Origin of the sequence: Myxococcus sp. XM-1-1-1, assembly GCF_020037095.1 — a bacterium.
In the GTDB taxonomy this organism is placed as follows: Bacteria; Myxococcota; Myxococcia; order Myxococcales; family Myxococcaceae; genus Myxococcus; species Myxococcus fulvus.
The window spans coordinates 13,541-34,136 of sequence record NZ_JAIQDH010000032.1 but is presented as its reverse complement, the minus strand read 5'-3'; the positions used below and the strand labels follow the sequence as shown (position 1 = coordinate 34,136).

The window sequence follows — 20,596 nt, the reverse complement described above, 5'->3', positions numbered from 1 at the left end:
CTGTGGCTCAGCGGGGTCCGAGCACGTTGTTGAGGACGAGCAGCTCCGCCAGTGCTGGCGGAGCCAGCACCCAGTCGTTGCCCGTGGGCACCCAGCGCACGGGCGCGCCCGCCTGCTCCAGCACGGCGTTCACCCGCTGGAGCAGCGGCTCGAAGGTGGTGGCGGGCGCGTCCCAGTCCCCCTCGCCCGCTTCGACCTCGTGTCCTCCGGGGTCCACGACGAAGGCCTCGCGCCCCTGGAGGGGCCGCACCGCGAAGCCCGGCAGATAGGGCTGCAGCGCCGCCTCCAGTCGCTCCAGCAGCGCGCCGTCCTTGTACGGGTGGGACAGCTCCCAGTCGAAGAAGGTGGGCAACTGCGACGTCAGCTCGCTGCGCAGCGGGTCCTCACGGCTCTGGCGCCAGTGGTGCTCGGCGAGCTCCAGCGCGGTGGCGGGGACCTTCAGCTCCCACTGCTCCAGCTTCGCGAGCAGCTCCGCCATGCGCTCCACCAGCTCGTACGGCGGCTCCACGCGCGTCACCCACGCGACCTCCGTCACGGACTGCCCGCGACGCTGTCCCGTCACCCGGTCTCCCTTGCGCAGCTGGAAGGGAGGCGCGTCGGACTCCGGCTCCGGATAGAGCGGGGCATGGAATGGCCCCTCTCCCGAGTCCGGCCGCAAGAGCGCGAAGCCGTGCTGGGCGTTGACGTCCTCCACCGTGAATGCGTCCCTGGCCATCCCGACCTCGTCTCGAAAGCCGTTGAAGACGTCTGTATTGGAGCGCTGAAGGTTAAGTCGTCAGCGCCGGAAGCGCACCACGCGCACGTCGAGGTCCCCCGCCTCCGCGTCCAGGACCTGCCTCATCAGCTCGAGCGCGCGCGTCTCGTCGAAGCTGCCGGAGCCCGCGCCGATGATGGGGAAGGCCACGGAGTGGAGGCCCTGCTCACGGGCCCTCTCCAGGGCGTTGCGGACCGAGTCCTGGATGGAGCGCTGGGAGGCGCGCCACAGCATGTCGATGCCCGCCACGTGGATGATGGCCTTGAAGGGCAGCCGCCCCGCGGAGGTCACCACCGCCGAGCCCAGCGGCATGGGGCCCGCTCTCGCCACCTCGCGGAAGGGGCCGACGCCACCCCGTCGCTTGATGGCGCCGGACACCCCCTGCGGCAACAGCAGCCACCAGGGGATGATGTTCCGGTTCCAGGCATTGACGATGGCCTCCACCGGCTGGTCCAGCAGGTCGCCTTCGCAGACAGAGACGGGCATGGCGCGGACTCTAACCGGTGTTGCGCATGCCGGCCGCGATGCCGTTGAGCGAGAGCAACAGCGGCCTGTCGCAGTCACAGTCGCTCTCGCGCTTGCGGCGCAACAGCTCCACCTGGAGGAAGGACATCGGATCCACGTACGGGTTGCGCAGGGCGATGGCGCGCTGGAGCTGGGGGTTGTTGTCGAGCAGCTTCCCCTCCCCCGTCAGCCGCTTCACCTGCCGACGCGTGCGCCGGTGCTCCTGCTGGATGCGACGCCACAGGGCCTTCGTGGACGCGGGGGCGAGCGCCGCGTAGCGCCCGGCGATGGCCATGTCCGACTTGGCCAGCACCATGGTGACGTTGTCGATGACGGCCTTGAAGAAGGGCCACTGGCGGTACATGCGTTTGAGCAGCGCGGGCCCGCCCGGCTCCTTCGAGAAGGCCTCCAGCGCGGAGCCCACGCCGTACCAGCCCGGGACGATGGCCCGGTTCTGCGTCCAGGCGAACACCCAGGGAATCGCGCGCAGCGACTCGAGCCCTCCGGCCTTGCGCTTGCTGGGGCGCGAGCCGATGGGCAGCGCGGAGATCTCCTCCACGGGCGTCGCCGTGGTGAAGAACTCCAGGAAGCGAGGGTCCTCCCACACGAGCGCGCGGTAGGCCTTGCGCCCCGTCTCCGCCAGCGTGTCGAACGTGGCGCGGAAGGTCTTCTCGTCCTCCGGCGTCGGGCGAGGCTGCGCGTCGAGCAGGTGGGGCAGCACGCCGCCCAGGATGAGCTCCAGCGTGCGGCGAGCCAGCTCCGGGCGCGCGTACTTGTGGTCCAGGGCCTCGCCCTGCTCCGTCGCCTTGTAGCCACCGGCCACGGCACCGGGAGGCAGCGCGAGGATGGCCTCCTGGGCGGGGCCACCACCGCGGGCCACGGACTCGCCGCGACCGTGGAACAGGCGAAGGGGGACACCGGACTGGGCGGCCGCCTCGGTGAGCGCGACCTGGGCGCGATAGAGCGCGGCGCTGGCGGCCAGCAGCCCCACCTCCTTGCCCGAGTCGCTGTAGCCGACCATGACCTCCTGGAAGCCGCGCGCGTCGACGTGCTTGCGGTACTCGGCGTTGGCGAAGAGCGTGCGCAGCACATCGGGTCCACCGTCGAGCGCGCCGAGCTGCTCGAAGAGCGGGACGACGTCCACGGTGGCGCAGCCGCGCTGCTCATCCCACAGGCCCGTGAGCTTGAGGCACTTGAAGGCCGCGAGGACATCCTCGGCCGTGCTGGCCATGCTGAGGATGAGCGTGCGACAGGCGGGCTCACCGGCCTCGGCCTGCGCCTCGCGCAGCTTCTCCAGCACCGCGAGCAGCCGCTTGCCACCCTCGGAGGGAGCGGGACCTCCCGCGTCCAGCGAGGCCGCCGCGCTCACCGCGTCCTCGGCGGGCACGCGCGCCTCCAGCTCGGCCAGGGAGAGCCCCAGCGCGAGGACCCGCTCGCGCATGCGGCGCACCTGGCGCAGGCCGGACTTCGCGGCCTTCGCCTCCTCGAGCGAGCGCGACAACAGGTCCAGGTCCGCGAGCAGGGCCTCGGGCGTGCGATAGGCGCTGGCCGGCATGGGGCCCGCGTCACCGGTGCGCTGGGCCAGCACATGGCGCAGGGCCTGATTCAGCCGCTCCTCCATGAAGCGCAGCTTGCGACGCCAGGGCTCGCCGATGGTGCGCGGCCCCAGGCGCTGCTCGGCCTCGGGGAGTTCCTTCGCGTCGCGCTCCAGGGAGGCGACGAGCTCCGCCGACGGCTTCGCGTGGCGCTCCGACTGCGAGAGCATTCCGCCCAGGCGCTCCAGGCCTTGGGTCAGCAGGCGCAACCCACGTGCACGGTGGGCCCGCAGCGTGTCCGCGAAGACTTCCGGTGTCACCAGCGGGTTGCCATCCATGTCTCCGCCGACCCACGAGTGGACTCGCACGGGCGTGTCCACCTGGCCGAGGGGTTCTCCGTAGGCGCGCTCGAAGGCCCAGTCGAGCAGCTCGGGCAGCTCGGAGAGCTGCTCGGCGATGACCTCCTCGACGTACCAGAGGGCGTTCTTCACCTCGTCGCCCACGGTGGGCCGCTCGCGGCGCAGTTCGTCCGTCTGCCACAGCGTGGTGATCTCCTCGCGGAGGGACTCCACGTTGGCGGCGCTCTCGCGGGGCGTCAGCTCGCACCGGTCGCGCTCCTCGAGCAGGCTGGCCATGCGGTAGAGCTTCTCGAGCAGCGTGCGGCGCACGGCCTGCGTGGGATGCGCGGTGAGCGTGAGCGTCACGTGCATCTGGCGCAGCGCCTCGCGGACGCGGGTCGCGGGGATGCCCGCGTCCTTGAGCGACAGCATCGTCGCCTCCAGCGAGCCACGCTGGGGCGTCGTGGACTCGGCGCTGGAGTGCGCGCGGGCGCGGCGGATGCGGTGGTGTTGCTCGGCGAGGTTGACGAGCTGGAAGTACACCGAGAAGGCGCGGAGCACGGGCTCGGTGCGCTCCAGAGGCAGGCGCTTGAGGATCTCCGCGAGCTCGGCCGCGGAGGCGCGCCTTCCCGCCACGGGGCCGCGTCGTCGCTGGATGGCGAGCCGACGGACCTCCTCTTCCAGGTCGAACAGGTCCTGGCCTTCCTGTTCGACGAGCACCTCTCCCAACAGTCGCCCGAGCAGGCGGACATCACGACGCAGGGGCTGATCCACGGCACGGACACGGGCCATATGCCGTGGAAGGTAACGCCTTCCGCCACGGGCCGCGCGGGCAATGTCGGCGGGCCCGTCGTTTCTCGTCCACCTCAGAACCCAAGGTATTCGAGCTCGTCATCGGTCAGCTGGTGCAACGGCTGCCGGCTCAGGACCTCGCCAGTCTCCGGGTGGTTGTACAGTTCCGAGTCCGGAAGGTTGCGCAGCACCAGCTCCAGCTTTCGGATCTGCCCTCGCTCCGAGTCGATCATCTCTCCCTCCTTGATGAGGTTGGCGATGACGCCCGCGGGCACGATGGCTTCACTCGGGGAGCCGCCCTGGTTCTGATAGGAGACGAACTCGGACTTCTTGTTCTGGAACTGGATGACCAGCGCGGCCAGACGCTCGGAGTCGATCTGGTACTCCGCGCGGATGCGACACATCCGGCCCTCGCGGTCCTCGATGCGCGCCACCAGCTCCTTGACCTTCTTCTGCATCGCCACCCGAAGGTCGGGGGTGGTCTTGGTGTTGTAGCGAACGGATTCGAACAGCTCCGACGGTCGTTGAATGCTGTAGCCCATGGGGCCGGCTCCTCGTTGGGTTCGACGCGGGTCGAGCGCGCCGACGGCGCGAACGGGCGGGAGCTGACCGGGCACTTCGCGGCTACGTCTTCGCGTCGAAGGCAGTGGAGCGCGAGAGAAGCTCCATCCGGTCGACATCGGTGGCGACGAGGGACAACTTGGCGCGAATCTGTTCCACGGCGTCACCGCCCAAGGGCAGCCGCAACGGAAGCTCCGCGCTCGGTCGCGCGATGACGTCCGCCATGACCCGGGCTGCCTTCACCGGGTCTCCGCCCTGCTTGCCGTCCGTCTGGCGCACCCAGGTGCGCAACTGCCCCACCGTTCCCTCGTAGGCGCTCATCGCGGGCATGTGCCGGAACGAAGCGCCGAACAGCGAGGTGCGGAAGGTCCCCGGCTCCACTACGAGCACGCGAATCCCCAGCGGCTTCACCTCCTGCGCGAGGCTCTCGGACATGCCTTCCAGGGCGTGCTTCGCGGCGCAATAGGCACCGAAGCCCGGCGCGGAGGAGAGCCCCGCGACGCTCGAGACCTGCACGATGGTGCCGGAGCCCCGTGCCCGCATGTGAGGCAGCACCTCGCGCGTGGTGGTGACGGCGGCGAAGAACATCAACTCCATCGTCGCGCGCAGGTCCCGGTCGCTCGTCTCCTCGATGGCGCCGAGGATGCTGAAGCCCGCGTTGTTGACCAGCACGTCGATGTGGCCGAAGCGGGAGATGGCGGTCGTCACGGCGTCGCGCACCTTCTCGGGCTGCGTCACGTCCAGTGCGGCGAGGCGCAGCCGCCCCGAGGCCGACGACGCCAGCTCCGCGAGGACCTGCGGTTGCCTCGCGGCGGCGACCACGCTGTCGCCTCGCCGCAGCACCTCCTCGACGAGCGCACGCCCCAGTCCCGAGGACGCTCCCGTGATGAACCAGACCTTGTTGGAGGTGGACGCTGAAGAACCTTGGCTGCCCATGGTGGACTCCTTCGACTGCGAGTTCGTTGACGCAGTTCAGAATAGGAGTCCGGGGACCTCGTGATTAGCAGTGGAATTGCGATGGTTTTTTAAGTTTCGCTAAAAGATGCACATGCGAGACGACTACTCGGGGCTGAACGCGCTGGCGGCGGTGGCGGACAAGCGCAGCTTCACGGCCGCGGCGGCCCAGTTGAGCGTGACGCCGTCGGCACTCAGCCAGAGCATCCGGGCGCTCGAGGAGCGGGTGGGCGTGCGGCTGCTCCAGCGGACGACGAGGAGCGTCGGTCTGACGGAGGCAGGCGAGCGTTTCCTATCGCAGCTCAGGCCCGCGATGGCGAGCATCCGCTCCGCCTTCGAGTCACTCGACGCGGTCCGCGGGCGTCCCTCCGGCACGCTGCGACTCAATGTGCCCCGGCTGGCCATCGCGGCGGTGCTCGACTCCATCCTGGGGGGCTTCCTCGCGGCGAATCCGGAGCTCAAGCTCGACATCGTCGTCGACGACGGCATCACCAACATCGTGGAGCACGGCTTCGACGCGGGTATCCGACTCGGCGAGATGCTCGACAAGGACGTCGTGGCGCTGCGGCTCACCGACGACCTGCGCATGACGGTGGTCGGCTCACCCGCGTATCTGAGCGAGCGCGGACGGCCCAAGCATCCACGGGATTTGCACGCGCACGACTGCATCAACTACCGCCACCTCAGGAGTGGCACCGTGTACCGCTGGGAGTTCAGCGACAAGGGTCGGGACTTCACCGTCGCCGTGGAGGGGCGGCTCATCGTCAACGACAACGAGCTGATGGTTCGAGGAGCGCTCGATGGCGTGGGGCTCGCGTACGTCATGGAGCACACCGTCGAGCAGGAGCTGGCTGACAAGCGCCTCGTCCGGGTGCTCTCCAACTACTGTCCGCCCTTCCCCGGCCTCTTCCTCTACTACCCGAGTCGGGCCCAACTCCCCCTCAAGCTGCGCGCGCTCGTCGACTTCCTGCGGGCCCGACGCTCGGGAGCAAGGACCTCCTGACGTGAGCCTGTTGCCGAGGGGATCCTGTTCATGGTCGCCTGCTCGGGTCGATACCTCCCGCCCTGCACGCGTTCGAGCGGGCCCTGACGCTCCGGGCGGGCACATCCGGTAAGGTGCCCTCCGTGAGCATGAGTCGGCCCCTCCCCCGTGGGTTTGTCCCCATCGTCCTGCTGGTGTTGTGCGTCGCGCACGTCGCGCTCGGGCTCGTCCTCCTCCCCGGGGCCATGTTCGCCAAGTACCCCGACAGCGCGCGGCTGCTGACGTCGGGCCGGATGCTCCCCGAGCAGGGCGCGGACTTCAGCCCCCTGTACCTCATCCTCAACGTGGCCCTCTCCCCTACTCCGCTGCGCTGGGTCCAGAGCATCGCGGGCGCGCTTGGGCTCATCGCCGTCTATGTGCTCGGCGCCCGGCTGCTGTCGCGCCCCGTGGGACTCCTCGCCGCGACGCTCGTCGCGGTGACGACGCCTGTCCTCCTCTACGAGGCCACGCTGGAGCCGGACCTGCTGGTCATGGTCCTCAACCTGGGCGCGCTCGCGCTGCTGGCCCACGCACGGCCCCACTTCCAGAAGCGCTGGCTGGTGCTCGCCGGAGCGCTGCTCGGACTCTCGGGAGCGACACGTCCCACGGGCCTCGCCATCCTCGTCCTCGCGACGGGCTGGATGCTCTGGGAGCGCCGCCACGAGGCACGACGCGCGAGCCTGCTCGCCGGAGCGCTGTTGCTGGGCACGGGGATGTTCTCATCCTGGCTGCCCGCTCAAATCATCCGCGCGACCGTGGGTTCACACCTCGGCGCGACCATGAGCGCGGGCGCCGTGCTGCACATGGGCAACCGCCCCGAGGGCACGGGACTGGGCGCGCAACCGCCCACGCTCATCAAGCAGTACGAGGCGCAGCTGCGCTCCCCCGAGCGCCCCGACCACGCGCACAGCCTCTACCGACAGTTTGCCCGAGCCGAGGCGGGCGAAGACCTGTCCCCCTCCCGCACCGAGCTGTACTGGATGCGCAAGACGCTGAACTTCGCGCTGGAGGAGCCAGGAACCGTCCTCGGCTTGTTCGGCCGGAAGCTGGCGTTCTTCCTCTTCGGCCCGGAAGGCCACGACCTGGTCGAGGTGCGCCGCGCCGAAGCGCACCTCGCGGGGCTCCCTCTCCTCGATGCCCAGGTCCTGGGCTTGCTCGGCGTGGCCGGACTCGGCGCCATGCTCGCGCGACGACGAAGCGTCGGGCTCATCGTGCTCTACCTCGCCGCGAGCAGCGCGCTCGCCGTGGGCTTCTACGTCGTGAGCCGCTACCGACTGGCCGCGCTGCCCGCCTGGGCGCTGTTCGCGAGCGCGCTCGCGGTGATGGCCTTCGAGTCACGGCGCGAGCCCCGGGTCCTCGGACTGCTGACCGTCAGCCTCGCGCTCTGTCTCGCCCTGCCCACGTTCTTCCCCTTCGTGCGCGACGTGGAGCGGATGCTCGCGCGGACGGAAGCCGTGGGAAGTCCGGGCGCGGCGCTCAACACCGCGCTCCAGCAGGGCCGCTACGACGAAGCGACCCAGGCCTTCGAGCAACTCCAGGCCGCGCACCCGTTCACCGCGCTCGCGAGGCCCCTGCGCGGCGTGCCGTTCGAATCGCCCGTGGTCGCCGAGCGCTCGGGAGCGATGTCCGTGGAGAAGCTGGGCCTGGAGACCCCCATGGACCTCTACTTCGCCTCGGAGCTGGCACGGCGCGCCGGCCACTGCGACCAGGCCCTCCCCGCCGCACACGCGGCCCAGGACGCGGGCTATCGCGGAGCGCTCTATGACACCTCGCTGGACCCCGCCCTGGTGGTGGCGGATTGCCTGTTGTCACGTGGCGACCGCGCCGGCGCGTTGAAGGCCGCGGAGGCGTCGCTGAATGAACGAGGCGGCACGCTGGACGCCCTCGCCTTCGCGGTGGCTGGCGCGGAGTCGCTCGCCACCGATGCGGAGGAACAGCGAGCCCGCTGGGACGCGAAGCTCTTCGCCATCCACGACCTGTTGAGCGCCAGACACGCGCGAGGGCTCGCGCGCCTGCGTTGGGGGAACTTCACCGGTGCGCTGCAGGACGCGGACGCGGTCCTCGCCGCCATTCCCGACGTGGCCGTCACCCACCACCTGCGCGCCGCCGCGCTCACGGGACTCGGCCGCCATGCCGAGGCGCTTCGCGCCTATGCGCGCGCCCTCCAGCTTCTACCGGGGCACAACTTCGCGACCCGTCCGCTCGAGGACACCGTGGCAATGGCGCTCGCGGAAGCCGCCGAGGCTCCTGGGGTGCTGAGCGTGGCCACGGAGCATCACCTCCGCGCGGGACGACTGGAACTGGCTCGCGACCTCGCCGCTCGCGCCAGCAAGCTCGCCCCCGAGGACAAGAACCTCGCGCGAATCGCCCAGGAACTGGCCCAGGCCCGACCTTCCGGTGTCCCCATTCCGCCACCGCCCTCTCCGCGAGCTACTCGCTCCGCCACGCCCCCTGAACCGTGAGCGACGCGCCTTGGCTTCGTGACTCGGCGCCGCACCCGCCCTCTCCGCGAGCAACTCGCTCCGCCAGGCCTCCTGAACCGTCAGCGACGCGCCTTGGCTTCGCGGCGCGGCAGCCGCACCCGGTACGCTCTGTGCGCCAGCCATGACGCCCTCATGTACCGGGCTCGCCGTGCACGAGCGGCGCATCAGCCCCGGCACAGACGAATGGCGCGGCATCCCACCCATGACCGGCGTTGGCCTCCCGCCTCGCGTGAGCACACGCCACGCCCCTGTGGCCCATCGACCGCACTCAGGCCCGGTCCGCGCCTTGCAGAACCCCTGTGCACACGACGCGGCCCACGGTGCCGAACAGGGGTGAAAGGTCATGTGGACGACAGGGTGGTGGAAGGTGGCGGTGATGTGCGGCTCGCTGGCCGCGTCCGGGGCGCTCGCGCGGTCGACGACGCTTGCTGAGCCCACCGAGCAGCCAGACATGACCACGCTGGAGCCGAGCCTCACTCCACCGTCGCCCGAGGAGCTCTTCTCCGGCGCCCCCGACGAGATGGCCCCGCCGCGCCTGCGCCACGTCGAGCCCGTCGCCTGCGCCTCCGCGCCCGAGGGCCGCCTCTGGGTCGCGTCCACCGAGGAGTGCGGCGACACCGAGTGCATCGACAAGACGACAGTGTGGGTCGGCTCCTGGACCGTCGAGGACACCACGGTCGAGGTCCAGTGCGACGCCGACCGCATCATCCTCTCCACCTTCGACTGGAAGATGGTCCTCGTCCCCGACGGCAAGGGCGACTTCGACGTCGAGGAGTCCGTCCTCGGTGACGGCGAGGTCACCCCCGTCCCCACCGAGCACGCCCAGGCCGAGCCCGTGAAGCCCGGCCCCCAGGGCTGAAGCCTACGGCCCGATGCGCCGCAGGATGAGGATGGCCCCCTCGTCCAGCCGCCGATCTCGCAAGTCAATCTCGCAGTCGATCATCCAGTCCCCATGTCCCTCGGGGTCCATGATGCGCTGCTGCACCTCCCAGAGCCGGGGGCCCGTCTCCTTCAGGAACGTGTTCGCCGGCTTGCGTGCCTGCGGCGTGAGCACCACCACCTTGTGCTCCTCGTGGTACGGCACCATCGCCTGCTCGAGCTTCGGCGCCGTCCACTCGCCCAGCGGGTTGTCCAAGAGCGTCAGCGCGTCCGTGTAGCGCTTCTGCCCCAGCGCGCGCAGCAGCCGGTGCAGCTCCTCGCGCACGCGGGCCGCGAAGGCGCGCGGGTCCTCGGTGAGCTCCTTCGGCTTGAGCTCCACCGCCGGCTTCGCCTCGACCACGGCGTCCGGGTTGCGCATGCGCTCCCACTCGTCCACCAGGCTCGAGTCCACCTGACGAATCGTCGCGCGCAGGTGGTCGATGATGTCCTCCACCTCCTCCGTGCGGAAGCGCTCCGGCACCGTCTGCGCCAGCGTCTTGTACACGTCGCTGACGTAGCGCAGCAGCACACCCTCGCTGCGCTGCAGCCCGTACTCGCGTACGTAGTCGTGGAAGGACATGAAGCGCTCGAACATGTCCCGCACCACCGCCTTGGGGCGGATGTTCTCCTCGCCCACCCACGGGTGCTTGCGCGCGAAGGCGTTGAACGTGCCGTAGATGAAGTCCCGGTTCGGCTTGGGCCACTCCAGCTTCTCCAGCTGCTCCATCCGGTCGTCGTACTCGACGCCCTGCGCCTTCATCTCTTGAATCTTCTCGCCCTTGAGCTGGTGCAATTGCGCGTAGAGCACCACCTCCGGGTTCTCCAGGATGGACTCCACCAGCGTCACCACGTCCAGCGCGTACGTCTCCGTGGTCGGGTCCAGCAGTTCCAGCGTCTCCAGCAGATACAACGACAGCGTGTGGTTGAGGCTGAAGTCGTGCTGGAGCTCCTGCGCCACCTTCACCGAGGCCCCCGAGCCGCCCTCCCCTCGCAGCACCTCCACGATTCCCGCGCCGCGCAGCGTGCGGAAGTCCCGCGCCGCCTCCTTCAGGTGCCGGCGCTTCAGGAAGTCCGAGTCGTGGCAGCGCTGGATGAGCTGCACCAGCCGGTGGTAGCCCCCCGTGCCCCGGACGTGGTCGCTCTGGAGCAGGTTCAAGATCATGCCGTGCGACACCGCGAAGCGTGACTCCAGCGGCTCGGGCATGCCCGTCTGGAGTCGATCGAAGGTGTTCTTGTCGTACTGCACGAAGTTCTTCTGCGGAGGCTTCTGCTTGGGCGCCTTCTTCTTGCCCGCCGCCTCCTTCGCCGCCTGCTTGATGTTCTCCACCACGTACTCGGGCGCCTGCGCGACGACGCTGCCCTCGTTGTCGAAGCCCTTGCGGCCCGCGCGCCCGGCGATCTGCTGGAAGTCGCGCACGCTCAGGGTCGCCAGCTTCTCGCCGTTGAACTTGAACAGCTGCGTGAAGAGCACCGTGCGGATGGGGATGTTCACGCCCACGCCCAGCGTGTCCGTGCCGCTGATGACCTTCAGGTGCCCGCCCTGCGCCAGCTTCTCCACCAGGAGCCGGTACTTCGGCAACAGCCCCGCGTGGTGCATGCCGATGCCGTGGCGCAGGAAGCGCTGGAAGTCCTTGCCGTAGGGCGTGTCGAAGGGCGCGTCCATCAGCGCCAGCCGGATGGCCTCCTTCTCCTCCTTGGTGGAGAAGTCCACGCTCATGAGGTTCTGCGCCTGCTCGGCGGCGGCGCGCTGCGTGAAGTTCACCAGGTAGATGGGGTACTTCTTGCGCGCGATGAGGTCCTCAATCGTCTCGTGCAGCGCGGACTCGCGGTAGTCGAAGTCCAGCGGCACCGGGCGCTGCGCGCTTCGCACCGTGGCCACCTCGCGGCCGGTGAGCCGCTGCAGGCTCTCCTCGATGATGTGCGTGGGGCCCAGCGTCGCCGACATCAACAGGAACGTCACCTGCGGCAGCGCGATGAGCGGAATCTGCCACGCCACGCCGCGGTCGCGGTCCGAGTAGTAGTGGAACTCGTCCATGACGACGTAGTCCACCTTCGCCCCCGCGTCTCGCAGCGCGAGGTTGGAGAGGATTTCGGCGGTGCAGCAGATGATGGGCGCGTCGCGGTTGATGCTCGCGTCGCCGGTGAGCATGCCCACGTTCTCCGCGCCGAAGGCGTCGCACAGCGCGAAGAACTTCTCGTTCACCAGCGCCTTGATGGGGCACGTGTAGAAGGAGACCTTGCCCTCGGCCATGGCCTTGAAGTGCAGGGCGGTGGCGACCAGCGACTTGCCGGAGCCCGTGGGCGTCTTGAGGAACAGGTGCTTGCCCGCGAGCAGCTCCAGGATGGCTTCCTCCTGGGCGGGGTAGAGGCTGAGCCCGTTCGATGCGACATAGCCGACGAAACGGTCCAGGATGCTGTCCGGGTCGAGCGCGGGCTCTCCCTTCTTGGGGAGCAGGGCTGCGAGCGGCGCTTGGGATTCAGGGGTGGCCATCACCGCCGGACTCTAGAGCAGCCCCCGCCTCCCGTCCGCTGTGAAATCCCGGAGCGCCCCCCCGTACGAGCCACGACGAGGGGCCCATGGCACGGTCCACCGCGCGTCATTGGCCACGCACGCCGGAACGATGTGGGGGCCCGAGCGCATGCCTACCGTTGCGCGACCTCCGGCCAACAAAGGGGCAGCATGATGTTCCATCGATGGCGTCTCGCCTTGCTTTCCGTCTGGGTTTCGGTCGCGGTCGCCCAGGCGCAGTCCACGGACCCGGCCGTCGTCGGCCAATGGGCGCCCGTCAAGAAGTGGCCCTACTCCGCCGTCCACACCCACGTGCTTCCCACCGGGAAGGTGATGTTCTTCTCCGAGTTCGCGGATGGAGACAATCCCTACCTCTGGGACCCCACCACCGACGCGCTCACCCCCCTGCCCAAGGCGGGCTTCAACATCTTCTGCTCGGGCCACGCCTTCATGGCGGACGGGCGGCTGTTCATCGCCGGAGGCCACATCGCGGATGACTCGGGCCTGCCGTACGCCGCCATCTTCGACCCCTTCAAGCTCACCTGGACGCGGCTGCCCAACATGAACGCGGGCCGCTGGTACCCCACCGTCACCACCCTGCCCAACGGCGACATGCTGGTGATTGGCGGCGCCAAGGAGGACCGCACCAAGAACCTCATTCCCCAGGTGTGGCAGACGTCGAAGGGTTCCTGGCGGACGCTCACCGGCGCGAGCCTGGAGCTCATGTACTACCCGTGGATGTTCGTCATGCCCTCGGGCAAGACGCTCATGTCCGGCTACTGGAGGCCCTCGCGCTATCTGGACACGGACGGCGTGGGCGCGTGGACCAGCGGCCCTCGCACGACCTACACCGCCAGCCGCAACTATGGCAGCGCGGTGATGTACGACGAGGGCAAGGTGCTCATCACCGGCGGCGACAACCCGCCCACCAACAACGTGGAGGTGCTGGACCTCAACGTCACCAAGCCCGCGTGGCGCCCCGTCGCCCCCATGCGCTACGTGCGCCGCCAGCACAACAGCACCGTGCTCCCGGACGGGACGGTGCTCGTCACCGGCGGCCACGGCGGCCCCGGCACGGACAACCCCAACTACCCCCGCCTGGAGACGGAGCTGTGGGACCCGGTCAAGGAGACCTGGTCGCTGCTCGCCCCGCTGGGGACCTATCGCGGCTATCACTCCACCACCGTGCTCCTGCCCGACGGGCGCCTGTTGTCCGCCGGCAGCCGCAACGTGAAGACGATGCAGGTCTACTCGCCGCCGTACCTCTTCAAGGGCCCGCGTCCCACCATCTCCTCCGCGCCCGCGACCATCCGCTATGGGGAGACCTTCCGCGTCAACACGCCGGACGCGGCCAACATCACCATGGCCTCCTGGGTGCGGCTGGGCTCCGTCACACACGCGTTCGACGAGAACCAGCGCTTCATGAAGCTGCGCTTCACCGCGAGCGGCGGCGGGCTCAACGTCGTCGCGCCCCCCAACCCCAACGTGGCGCCGCCCGGGCACTACATGCTGTTCCTGCTCAACGGGCGCAAGGTGCCGTCCGTCGCGAAGATCATCCGCATCGGCGGGGATGGCACCACGCCGCCGCCCACGGAGCCGCCGCCGAACACGGGCTTCACCGCCGTGGCCTTCGGCGCCGAGTGGAAGTACGACGACCGCAACGTCGACCCGGGCCCGACGTGGAAGGCCGCGACGTTCAACGACAGCGCGTGGAAGAAGGGCCTGGCGCAGCTCGGCTATGGCGAGGCGGACGAGCGGACCGTGCTGACGAAGACGACGCCCGCGCAGCCGACGGTGTACTTCCGCAAGAAGTTCACCCTGCACGGCATGGTGGAGCAGGCCACGCTCAAGGTGATTCATGATGACGGCGTGGCGGTGTTCCTCAACGGGACGCAGGTGTTCAACAGCCTGATTCCCAACCCCGCCCACGCGGCCTACGCCCAGGGCGCCAGCTCCGACAACCACCTGAGCCAGACCACCATCCCCGGCATGCGCTTCGCGATGGGCGAGAACACGCTGGCCGTCATGGTGAAGCAGGCGAACGCGACCTCCAGCGACTTGTCCTTTGATCTGGAGCTGAAGGTGACGACGGACGGCATGCAGCACGACGCCCTCTTCCTGGAGAGCCCCAACGGGGGCGAGACGCTGCGGCCGGGCCAGTTGCAGACGGTGCAGTGGATGACCCACGGCGCGGGCGTCGACACCGTCGACGTGCAGTTCTCCCAGGACAACGGCGCCAGCTGGAGCACCGTGGAGACGGGCGTGTCGAACATCGGCTTCTACGAGTGGAAGGTGCCGCGCACGGAGACGTCCCAGGGCGTGCTGCGCATCCAGGACGGCGCCCGGCCGGACATCGAGGACAAGACGGACCTGCCGTTCACCATCACCGCCACGCCCCGGTTCAAGGCCATCGCCTTCGGGGAGTACTGGAAGCTCGATGACCGCAACGTGAGCCCCGGCGCGCAGTGGACCTCCCTGGGCTTCAACGACAGCGCGTGGCGGCAGGGGCCCGGCCGGCTCGGCTATGGCGACGGTGACGAGCACACGGTGCTCACCAAGACGAACCCCGTGCAGCCCAGCGTGTACTTCCGCAAGAAGCTCACCCTGGACGAGGCCATCCACACCGCGCACCTCCAGGTGCTCCATGATGACGGCGTGGCCGTCTGGGTGAACGGGCGACTCGTGTACTCGCGCTACATGGACAACGGCATGGAGCACGGCGCCTTCGCCAGCGGCGTGGTGAAGGACGCGGTCCTCAGCACCTTCAGCTTCGACGGCTCCGTCTTCGTCGAGGGGGAGAACATCATCGCGGTGATGGTGAAGCAGGCCAACGCGGAGTCGAGCGACGTGGCGTTCGACCTCGAGCTGGACCTCGAGGCCCGCTGAACCCGGGGCGTCACCGGCCCCGGATGTGAGTCACAGCACCTTCACCGCTTTGACCATGTCCGGGGCCAGCTCCTCGTGCGGCAGGATGGAGAACCCGAGCTGCTTGCTGACGTTCTGCATGGCCCGGTTGCCCGCGAGGATGTCCGCGACGATGCGCCGCACGCCCCACGCGCGGCCCACCTCCACCAGCCGGCGCAGCATCTCCGTCCCCAAGCCCTGGTGCTGCACCTCGTCGCTGATGAGGATGGCGTACTCCGCGTCCTCCGTGCCTCGCAGGCGTGTCAGCCGCCCCACCCCCAGCAGCTCTCCGCCCTTGCGCTCGGCCACCAGCGCCAGCTCCCGCGCGTAGTCGTTGAAGCAGATGCGCGCCAGGCGCTCGTGCGCCACGCGCGTGCTCAGCTGCATCAGCCCCGCGTAGCGCAGGAACACCGTCTGCTCGGAGAGCGTCTTGTGGAAGCGCGCCATCGCCGGCTCGTCCTCGGGGCGGATGGGGCGCAGCAACAGCTCCTCGCCGTTCTTCATCCGGAAGGGCGCCACGTACTGCTGCGGATATGGCTCGATGACCAGCCGGGGCAGCTCGGCCTCCGTCACGGACGGGGGATGCAGCACCACGCGCGCGTCCAGCGCGAGCAGTCGCTCCGGTGAGGCAAGCAGTGGGTTGATGTCCACCTCCTTCACCCAGCGCTGCTCCACCACCAGCTGGCCGAAGCGCACGAGCAGTCGCTCCAGCTCCGCCAGGTCCACGGGCTTCGCCCCGCGCACACCCTTGAGCGCCTGGAGGATGCGCGTCTGCTCCATCATCCTGCGCGCCAGCGTGGTGTTGAGCGGCGGGAAGCCCAGCCCCCGGTCCTTGAACACCTCCACCAGCGTCCCGCCCGCGCCGAACAACAGCACCGGGCCGAACTGCGGGTCCAGGCTGCTGCCCACGATGAGCTCGTAGCCGCCGAGTCGCACCATGGGCTGCACGGACACTCCCGCGAAGGCGTCCCCTTGTCCCAGCTCCACCAGTCGCTCTCGGATGCCCCGGAACGCCGCGCGCACGGCGTCCACGTCCCGCAGGTCCAGCCGCACGCCCCCGACGTCCGTCTTGTGCGTCACCGAGTAGGAGTGGAGCTTGAGCACCACGGGGAAGCCCAGGGACTGGGCCTCGGCCACCGCGCCGTCCTCGGTCGTGGCGAGCCGCGTCTCCACCGTGGGGATGCCGTAGGCGGCGAGCAGCTGCTTGGACTCGTACTCCGTCAGCAGCGTTCGGCCCTGGGCCCGCGCGGCGTCCACGAGCCCACGGGCCACGTCGCGACGCCCGGCGGGCTCCTCGGTGAGCGTGGGCGTCTCGTACAGGCCCGCGAGGTTGTACGCGTAGCGCCACATGTAATTGAAGATGCGCGCGGCCGTGTCGGGATAGCCGAAGGTGGGGATGCCCGCGTCGTTGAGGATGCGCTCACCGGCGGCGACCTCGGAGCCTCCCATCCAGCTCGCCAGCACGGGCTTGTGCCCGAGCTTCGCGTAGGGCTTGAGCCGGTCCGCCGTCTGTGTCGGCTCCGTCATGTCCTGCGGCGTGAGGATGACCAGCAGGCCGTCGCTGTTCGGGTCCTTGCCCGCCACCTCGAGCGCCCGTGCGTAGCGGTCCGGGTCCGCGTCTCCCAGCACGTCCACCGGGTTCGCATGACTCCACTGTGGCGGCAGGAAGGTGTTCAGCGCGGCGAGCGTGTCGTCTCCGAGCACCGCCAGCTCGCCTCCGCCGGCCACGAGCGCATCGGTGGCGAGGACTCCAGGGCCTCCCGCGTTGGTGAGCACCGTGAGGCGGCGGCCCGAGGGCCTGGGCTGCCGGGCGAGCGTCTCCGCCATGTAGAAGAGGTCGGAGATGGACTCCACGCGCAGCACGCCGGAGCGGCGGAAGGCAGCGGTGAGCACCTCGTCGCTGCCCGTGAGCGTGCCGGTGTGGGACGCGGCGGCCTGCGCGGCCTGCGCCGTGCGTCCGGCCTTGATGACGATGATGGGCTTGGTGAGCGCGACCTCGCGCGCGGCGGAGAGGAAGGCTCGCGCGTCGCCGATGGACTCCATGTAGATGAGGATGGAGCGCGTCATCGGGTCATCGGCCAGGTAGTCGATGAGGTCGCCCCAGCCCACGTCCAGCATGGAGCCCACGGAGACGAAGGCGCTGAACCCCACCGACTCGCGCAGGCTCCAGTCGAGGATGGCCGTCAGGAGCGCGCCGCTCTGGCTGATGAAGGCCACGTTGCCCGGCCGGGCCATGGCGCCAGCGAAGGTGGCGTTGAAGCCCGTGGGGGGACGCATCACGCCCAGGCAGTTGGGGCCGATGATGCGGATGCCGGCGGCCCGGGCAATCTGGAGGACCTCCTGCTCCAGGGCCGCGCCCTCGGGCCCGGTCTCCCTGAAGCCCGCGGAGATGATGATGGCGCCCTGGACGCCCACCTCCGCGCATTCACGGATGACGTCGGGCACGGCGGCCGCGGGCGTGACGACGACGGCCAGGTCCACCGGCTCCGGCAGCGCGCGCAGGGACGGCCAGGCGCGGATGCCCAGCACATTGGGGCGCTTGGGGTTGATGGGATAGACGGTGCCGCCGAAGGGGTTGCTGATGAGGTTCCAGAGGACGGTGCGCCCCACGCTCCCCGGACGCTCGCTGGCCCCCACCACCGCGACGCTGCGCGGCTTGAAGAGAACGTCCAGGGGCTGACGTGTGCGCTGCTGCTGGTGCAGCACGTCGTAGGAAGGGTCCGACTTCCGGGAGCCAGGGGCGCGCGGGTCCATGGGTCCCGTGTCTCACGCGACGCGGGGCCCCACGCAAGGCTCTTGCGTCAAAAGCGTGTGGCACCCGTCATCCGTCTCGTCGAGAAGGGCGCCCCCTGTGAGCCTCAGTCGAGGCCACGCTTGCCGTCGGCCCAGTAGGCCTTCACCTTCTGTCCCGAGTGGGGCGCGCCACTGTCGCGCAGCGTGGAGCGCAGGGCCTGGATGGAGCGGGCGCGGCCGGTCAGGACGAGCTGCGCGCCAGGTCTGCGCTCCAGCGCCGCGCGCACCCGCGACGCCACCTCCGTCGCGTGCGCGTCCGCCGCCTGTCGCTCCACCACCGCGGCACCGGTGAGCCCCAGCTCCGTGAGCACGGACTCCGACTCGGTGCGCTCGGAGACCTCGAACACGTATTCGACGTCGGCCGTGCTCGCCCGCAGGTTGCGCAGCGTGTGCGCGACGGCGAAGGACGTCTCGTCGCCGAAGAGCACCACGGGGCCACGCAGGGACTTCAGGTCGATGGAGCCGCGTGGCCCGAAGAACTGGCACCGGTCCCCGGGCTTGATGGCACGTCCCCACGTCGCGCCAGGGCCGTCACCATGGAGATAGACGAGGAAGCGCGTGGCCCCCAGCGCCGCATCCCAGCCCAGCGGGGTGTACGTCCGCATGCCCTCGCCCGGGAGATAGACCTGGACCTTGTCTCCCGGGCTCCACGCCACGTCCCGCAGGCCATCCCCCACCCACTCCACCCAGCGGAAGTGCGATGACACCTCGCGGACGCGCTCCACCGTCGCCTCCCGGAAGAACAACCGCCCCAACAATCCGCCGATGATTCCCTGCCCCGAAGCCATGACTCGCTCTCCACGCACGCCGTCTTTCCGAGAGCACATTCTCCACCTTCCGCGCCTGCTCGCGGATGAACAGAGATGACGCTCAGATGAAGAAGTGTGAAGCGTCGAAAGGACACGAGCCAGCAGAGGACGACCGAGAGTCCATCGAGGACGAGTGTGTGCCGGGCCCAAGGCACCGCGGGAATCGACTCGTGCCAGAAGCCACTGTCCATGCGGGGCCGGCCAGCATCCTCGGGGCAAGCCCGCCTTGACCCACAATACCCTGGCCTGATTGAAGGGACGCGACCATGCGACTCCGCGCCTGCGCCGCGCTTCTGCTCTTTCTCTCAGCCTGCGCGACATCGGCGCCGAGTCAGAAAGCCCCAGCGGCCCGCCCCCCCCGAGGGGAGCCAACCTCCAAAGAGCCGCGACGTTGCCGTGGGCAGATGGAGGACGATGCGTTGTGAGAGAGGCATCCAACGAATGGGGCGTGCTTGTGGAGCGGTGCTTTCACGCGCTCGACCATGATCGAATCGAATTTCGCGATGTCACAGGCAGATGCAGCGTCGCCTCCACGGGGGCCGCTGCCATTGGATTGGGCATCTGCACATCGCAGGGCATCCCGTGGGTCCGCGCGAGCCGAGACACAACCGGAGCTCCTCAAAAACTCCTCCGCAAAACGAACGCCCAAACCCGGGCCATCCGAACAAGACGTCTTCCCTACGGTGCCGACAGGTTTCCACCCAACCAATATCCCGGCATGGATGTATTGGTGTGCGGGTGCTCTGGGAGATCAAGACGCACCGATTCGACACCTACTCTGACTTCATCCGCAGGCGCGAAATCGAGAGGGAGGTGGAGCAGATCTACAGGGAGCGAGCCGCTGCGGTAGACTGTGGATATGACTTCGTCATCGGGGTGAGTACCCAAGCGCACGCAGACGCGCTGATCGAAGCGGACTTCTCGCTGAATGTCGTCGTCACGGGGTGCAACCGATGAACCGGCGCAAAGCCCTCACCCTCGTCGCCTACGCGCCTCCGCTCACAGGCAAGGACGGCCGCGCACTCGCCGTCGTCCAGGCGATGGAGAAGGCGCTCCCCGGCCTGCGCCTGGAGTGGGAGATAGGTCAAGGAGAGCACCCCGTCGCACTGCAGCAGCGAGATGCCTGGCTCGTGGACAGGACACGGGACGGGAAGTTTCCCATCCTGTGCAACGGGGATTCGAGTTACCCCGTGACGGTCAACGGCAGAGGAAGACCTGGCCTCCTTGGTCCAGGCGGCCAGCCCCTTTCAGAAGTCCATGCAGAGGTGCCACTGGATGGCCACGTGCTGACGGTCGCCTCCGCTTTGCTCGAGGGACTGGCGGAAGAGGCGCGCTCGTTCTGGGGGCATGCGTCGCCGTACGGCTACGGCTCGGAAGTCACGCGGCAGTTCCGCCGCTCACATCAGGGACCAGCGCATTCCCCCCGTGGGCTTCCCATGCTCAACCTCCCAGAGAAACTCCCCGCGCCCGAGAGTCCCTGGTTCCTCGGGTGGCTGAACCATTGGTCCGCGGCAGCCGCACAAGCCATCGGCTTTCCCGACCCGGCCCGCGACTCCGATCTGCTATCGCGGGCGCGGCGCACGACATCGGGGGGCTGGGTCGTTCAGCTCACCGAGGAACCGCTCGATCTGGACAACCCCACCCACGTGGAAGCACTCCTGCGAGCCTATGAGCGCTTCCCGGTGATTGGCGGACGTTCGGAGCCTTGACCTTCCGCGTGG

Annotated in this window: 14 protein-coding genes; 6 read left to right on the top strand and 8 right to left on the bottom strand. The window is 69.2% G+C overall.

The window, feature by feature from the left end; all coding sequences use genetic code 11:
• Positions 1–7: 7 nt before the first annotated feature.
• From K8640_RS38305 to K8640_RS38285, 5 genes are all read right to left on the bottom strand, one after another.
• Positions 8–715 (bottom strand): hypothetical protein, encoded by a 708-nt coding sequence (locus tag K8640_RS38305; RefSeq protein WP_223751619.1) that lies wholly within the window; start codon positions 713–715, stop codon positions 8–10.
• Between the two features lie 60 nt (positions 716–775).
• On the bottom strand, positions 776–1,240 hold the full coding sequence (locus tag K8640_RS38300) for a macro domain-containing protein (RefSeq protein ID WP_223751618.1): 465 nt from the start codon (positions 1,238–1,240) through the stop codon (positions 776–778).
• A gap of 10 nt (positions 1,241–1,250) precedes the next feature.
• Positions 1,251–3,923 carry a phosphoenolpyruvate carboxylase gene (locus K8640_RS38295; protein WP_223751617.1) on the bottom strand — a complete coding sequence of 891 codons (2,673 nt, stop codon included), beginning with the start codon at positions 3,921–3,923 and terminating at the stop codon, positions 1,251–1,253.
• 74 nt (positions 3,924–3,997) lie between these two features.
• Positions 3,998–4,465 carry a hypothetical protein gene (locus tag K8640_RS38290; protein WP_223751616.1) on the bottom strand — a complete coding sequence of 156 codons (468 nt, stop codon included), beginning with the start codon at positions 4,463–4,465 and terminating at the stop codon, positions 3,998–4,000.
• Positions 4,466–4,547: 82 nt separating this feature from the next.
• On the bottom strand, positions 4,548–5,420 hold the full coding sequence (locus K8640_RS38285) for an SDR family NAD(P)-dependent oxidoreductase (protein WP_223751615.1): 873 nt from the start codon (positions 5,418–5,420) through the stop codon (positions 4,548–4,550).
• A 112-nt stretch (positions 5,421–5,532) separates the two neighbouring features.
• Between K8640_RS38285 and K8640_RS38280 the strand changes: the two genes are divergently transcribed.
• The 3 genes from K8640_RS38280 (at position 5,533) to K8640_RS38270 (ending at position 9,801) form a co-directional block, all read left to right on the top strand.
• Entirely contained in the window at positions 5,533–6,441 is a 909-nt protein-coding gene (locus tag K8640_RS38280; protein ID WP_223751614.1) for a LysR family transcriptional regulator, read from the top strand.
• Positions 6,442–6,569: 128 nt separating this feature from the next.
• Positions 6,570–8,921: a glycosyltransferase family 39 protein gene (locus K8640_RS38275; RefSeq protein ID WP_223751613.1), complete on the top strand. Its 2,352-nt coding sequence runs from the start codon at positions 6,570–6,572 to the stop codon at positions 8,919–8,921.
• A gap of 364 nt (positions 8,922–9,285) precedes the next feature.
• Positions 9,286–9,801, top strand: coding sequence for a hypothetical protein (locus K8640_RS38270; RefSeq protein ID WP_223751612.1), 516 nt, complete (start codon positions 9,286–9,288; stop codon positions 9,799–9,801).
• A 3-nt stretch (positions 9,802–9,804) separates the two neighbouring features.
• On the opposite strand, the gene K8640_RS38265 is transcribed toward K8640_RS38270, so the two are convergent.
• Positions 9,805–12,351, bottom strand: a complete 2,547-nt coding sequence (locus K8640_RS38265) for an RNA helicase (protein WP_223751611.1) — start codon at positions 12,349–12,351, stop codon at positions 9,805–9,807.
• A gap of 216 nt (positions 12,352–12,567) precedes the next feature.
• On the opposite strand from K8640_RS38265, the gene K8640_RS38260 reads away from it, so the two are divergent.
• The gene (locus tag K8640_RS38260; RefSeq protein WP_223751610.1) at positions 12,568–15,255 is read left to right on the top strand and encodes a galactose oxidase-like domain-containing protein; all 2,688 of its coding nucleotides are present in this window, start codon (positions 12,568–12,570) and stop codon (positions 15,253–15,255) included.
• A 30-nt stretch (positions 15,256–15,285) separates the two neighbouring features.
• On the opposite strand, the gene K8640_RS38255 is transcribed toward K8640_RS38260, so the two are convergent.
• Both K8640_RS38255 and K8640_RS38250 read right to left on the bottom strand, forming a co-directional pair.
• Entirely contained in the window at positions 15,286–18,027 is a 2,742-nt protein-coding gene (locus tag K8640_RS38255; RefSeq protein ID WP_223751609.1) for a bifunctional acetate--CoA ligase family protein/GNAT family N-acetyltransferase, read from the bottom strand.
• 104 nt (positions 18,028–18,131) lie between these two features.
• A complete protein-coding gene (locus tag K8640_RS38250) occupies positions 18,132–18,854 on the bottom strand; it encodes a siderophore-interacting protein (protein ID WP_223751608.1) in 723 nt (240 codons plus the stop codon).
• Between the two features lie 759 nt (positions 18,855–19,613).
• On the opposite strand from K8640_RS38250, the gene K8640_RS43370 reads away from it, so the two are divergent.
• Complete coding sequence (locus K8640_RS43370; protein ID WP_223751607.1) at positions 19,614–19,832, top strand: DUF6310 domain-containing protein; 219 nt, start codon at positions 19,614–19,616, stop codon at positions 19,830–19,832.
• Positions 19,829–20,584 (top strand): DUF5953 family protein, encoded by a 756-nt coding sequence (locus tag K8640_RS38240; RefSeq protein WP_223751606.1) that lies wholly within the window; start codon positions 19,829–19,831, stop codon positions 20,582–20,584. The genes K8640_RS43370 and K8640_RS38240 overlap by 4 nt, the downstream gene beginning before the upstream one ends.
• Positions 20,585–20,596: the final 12 nt, after the last annotated feature.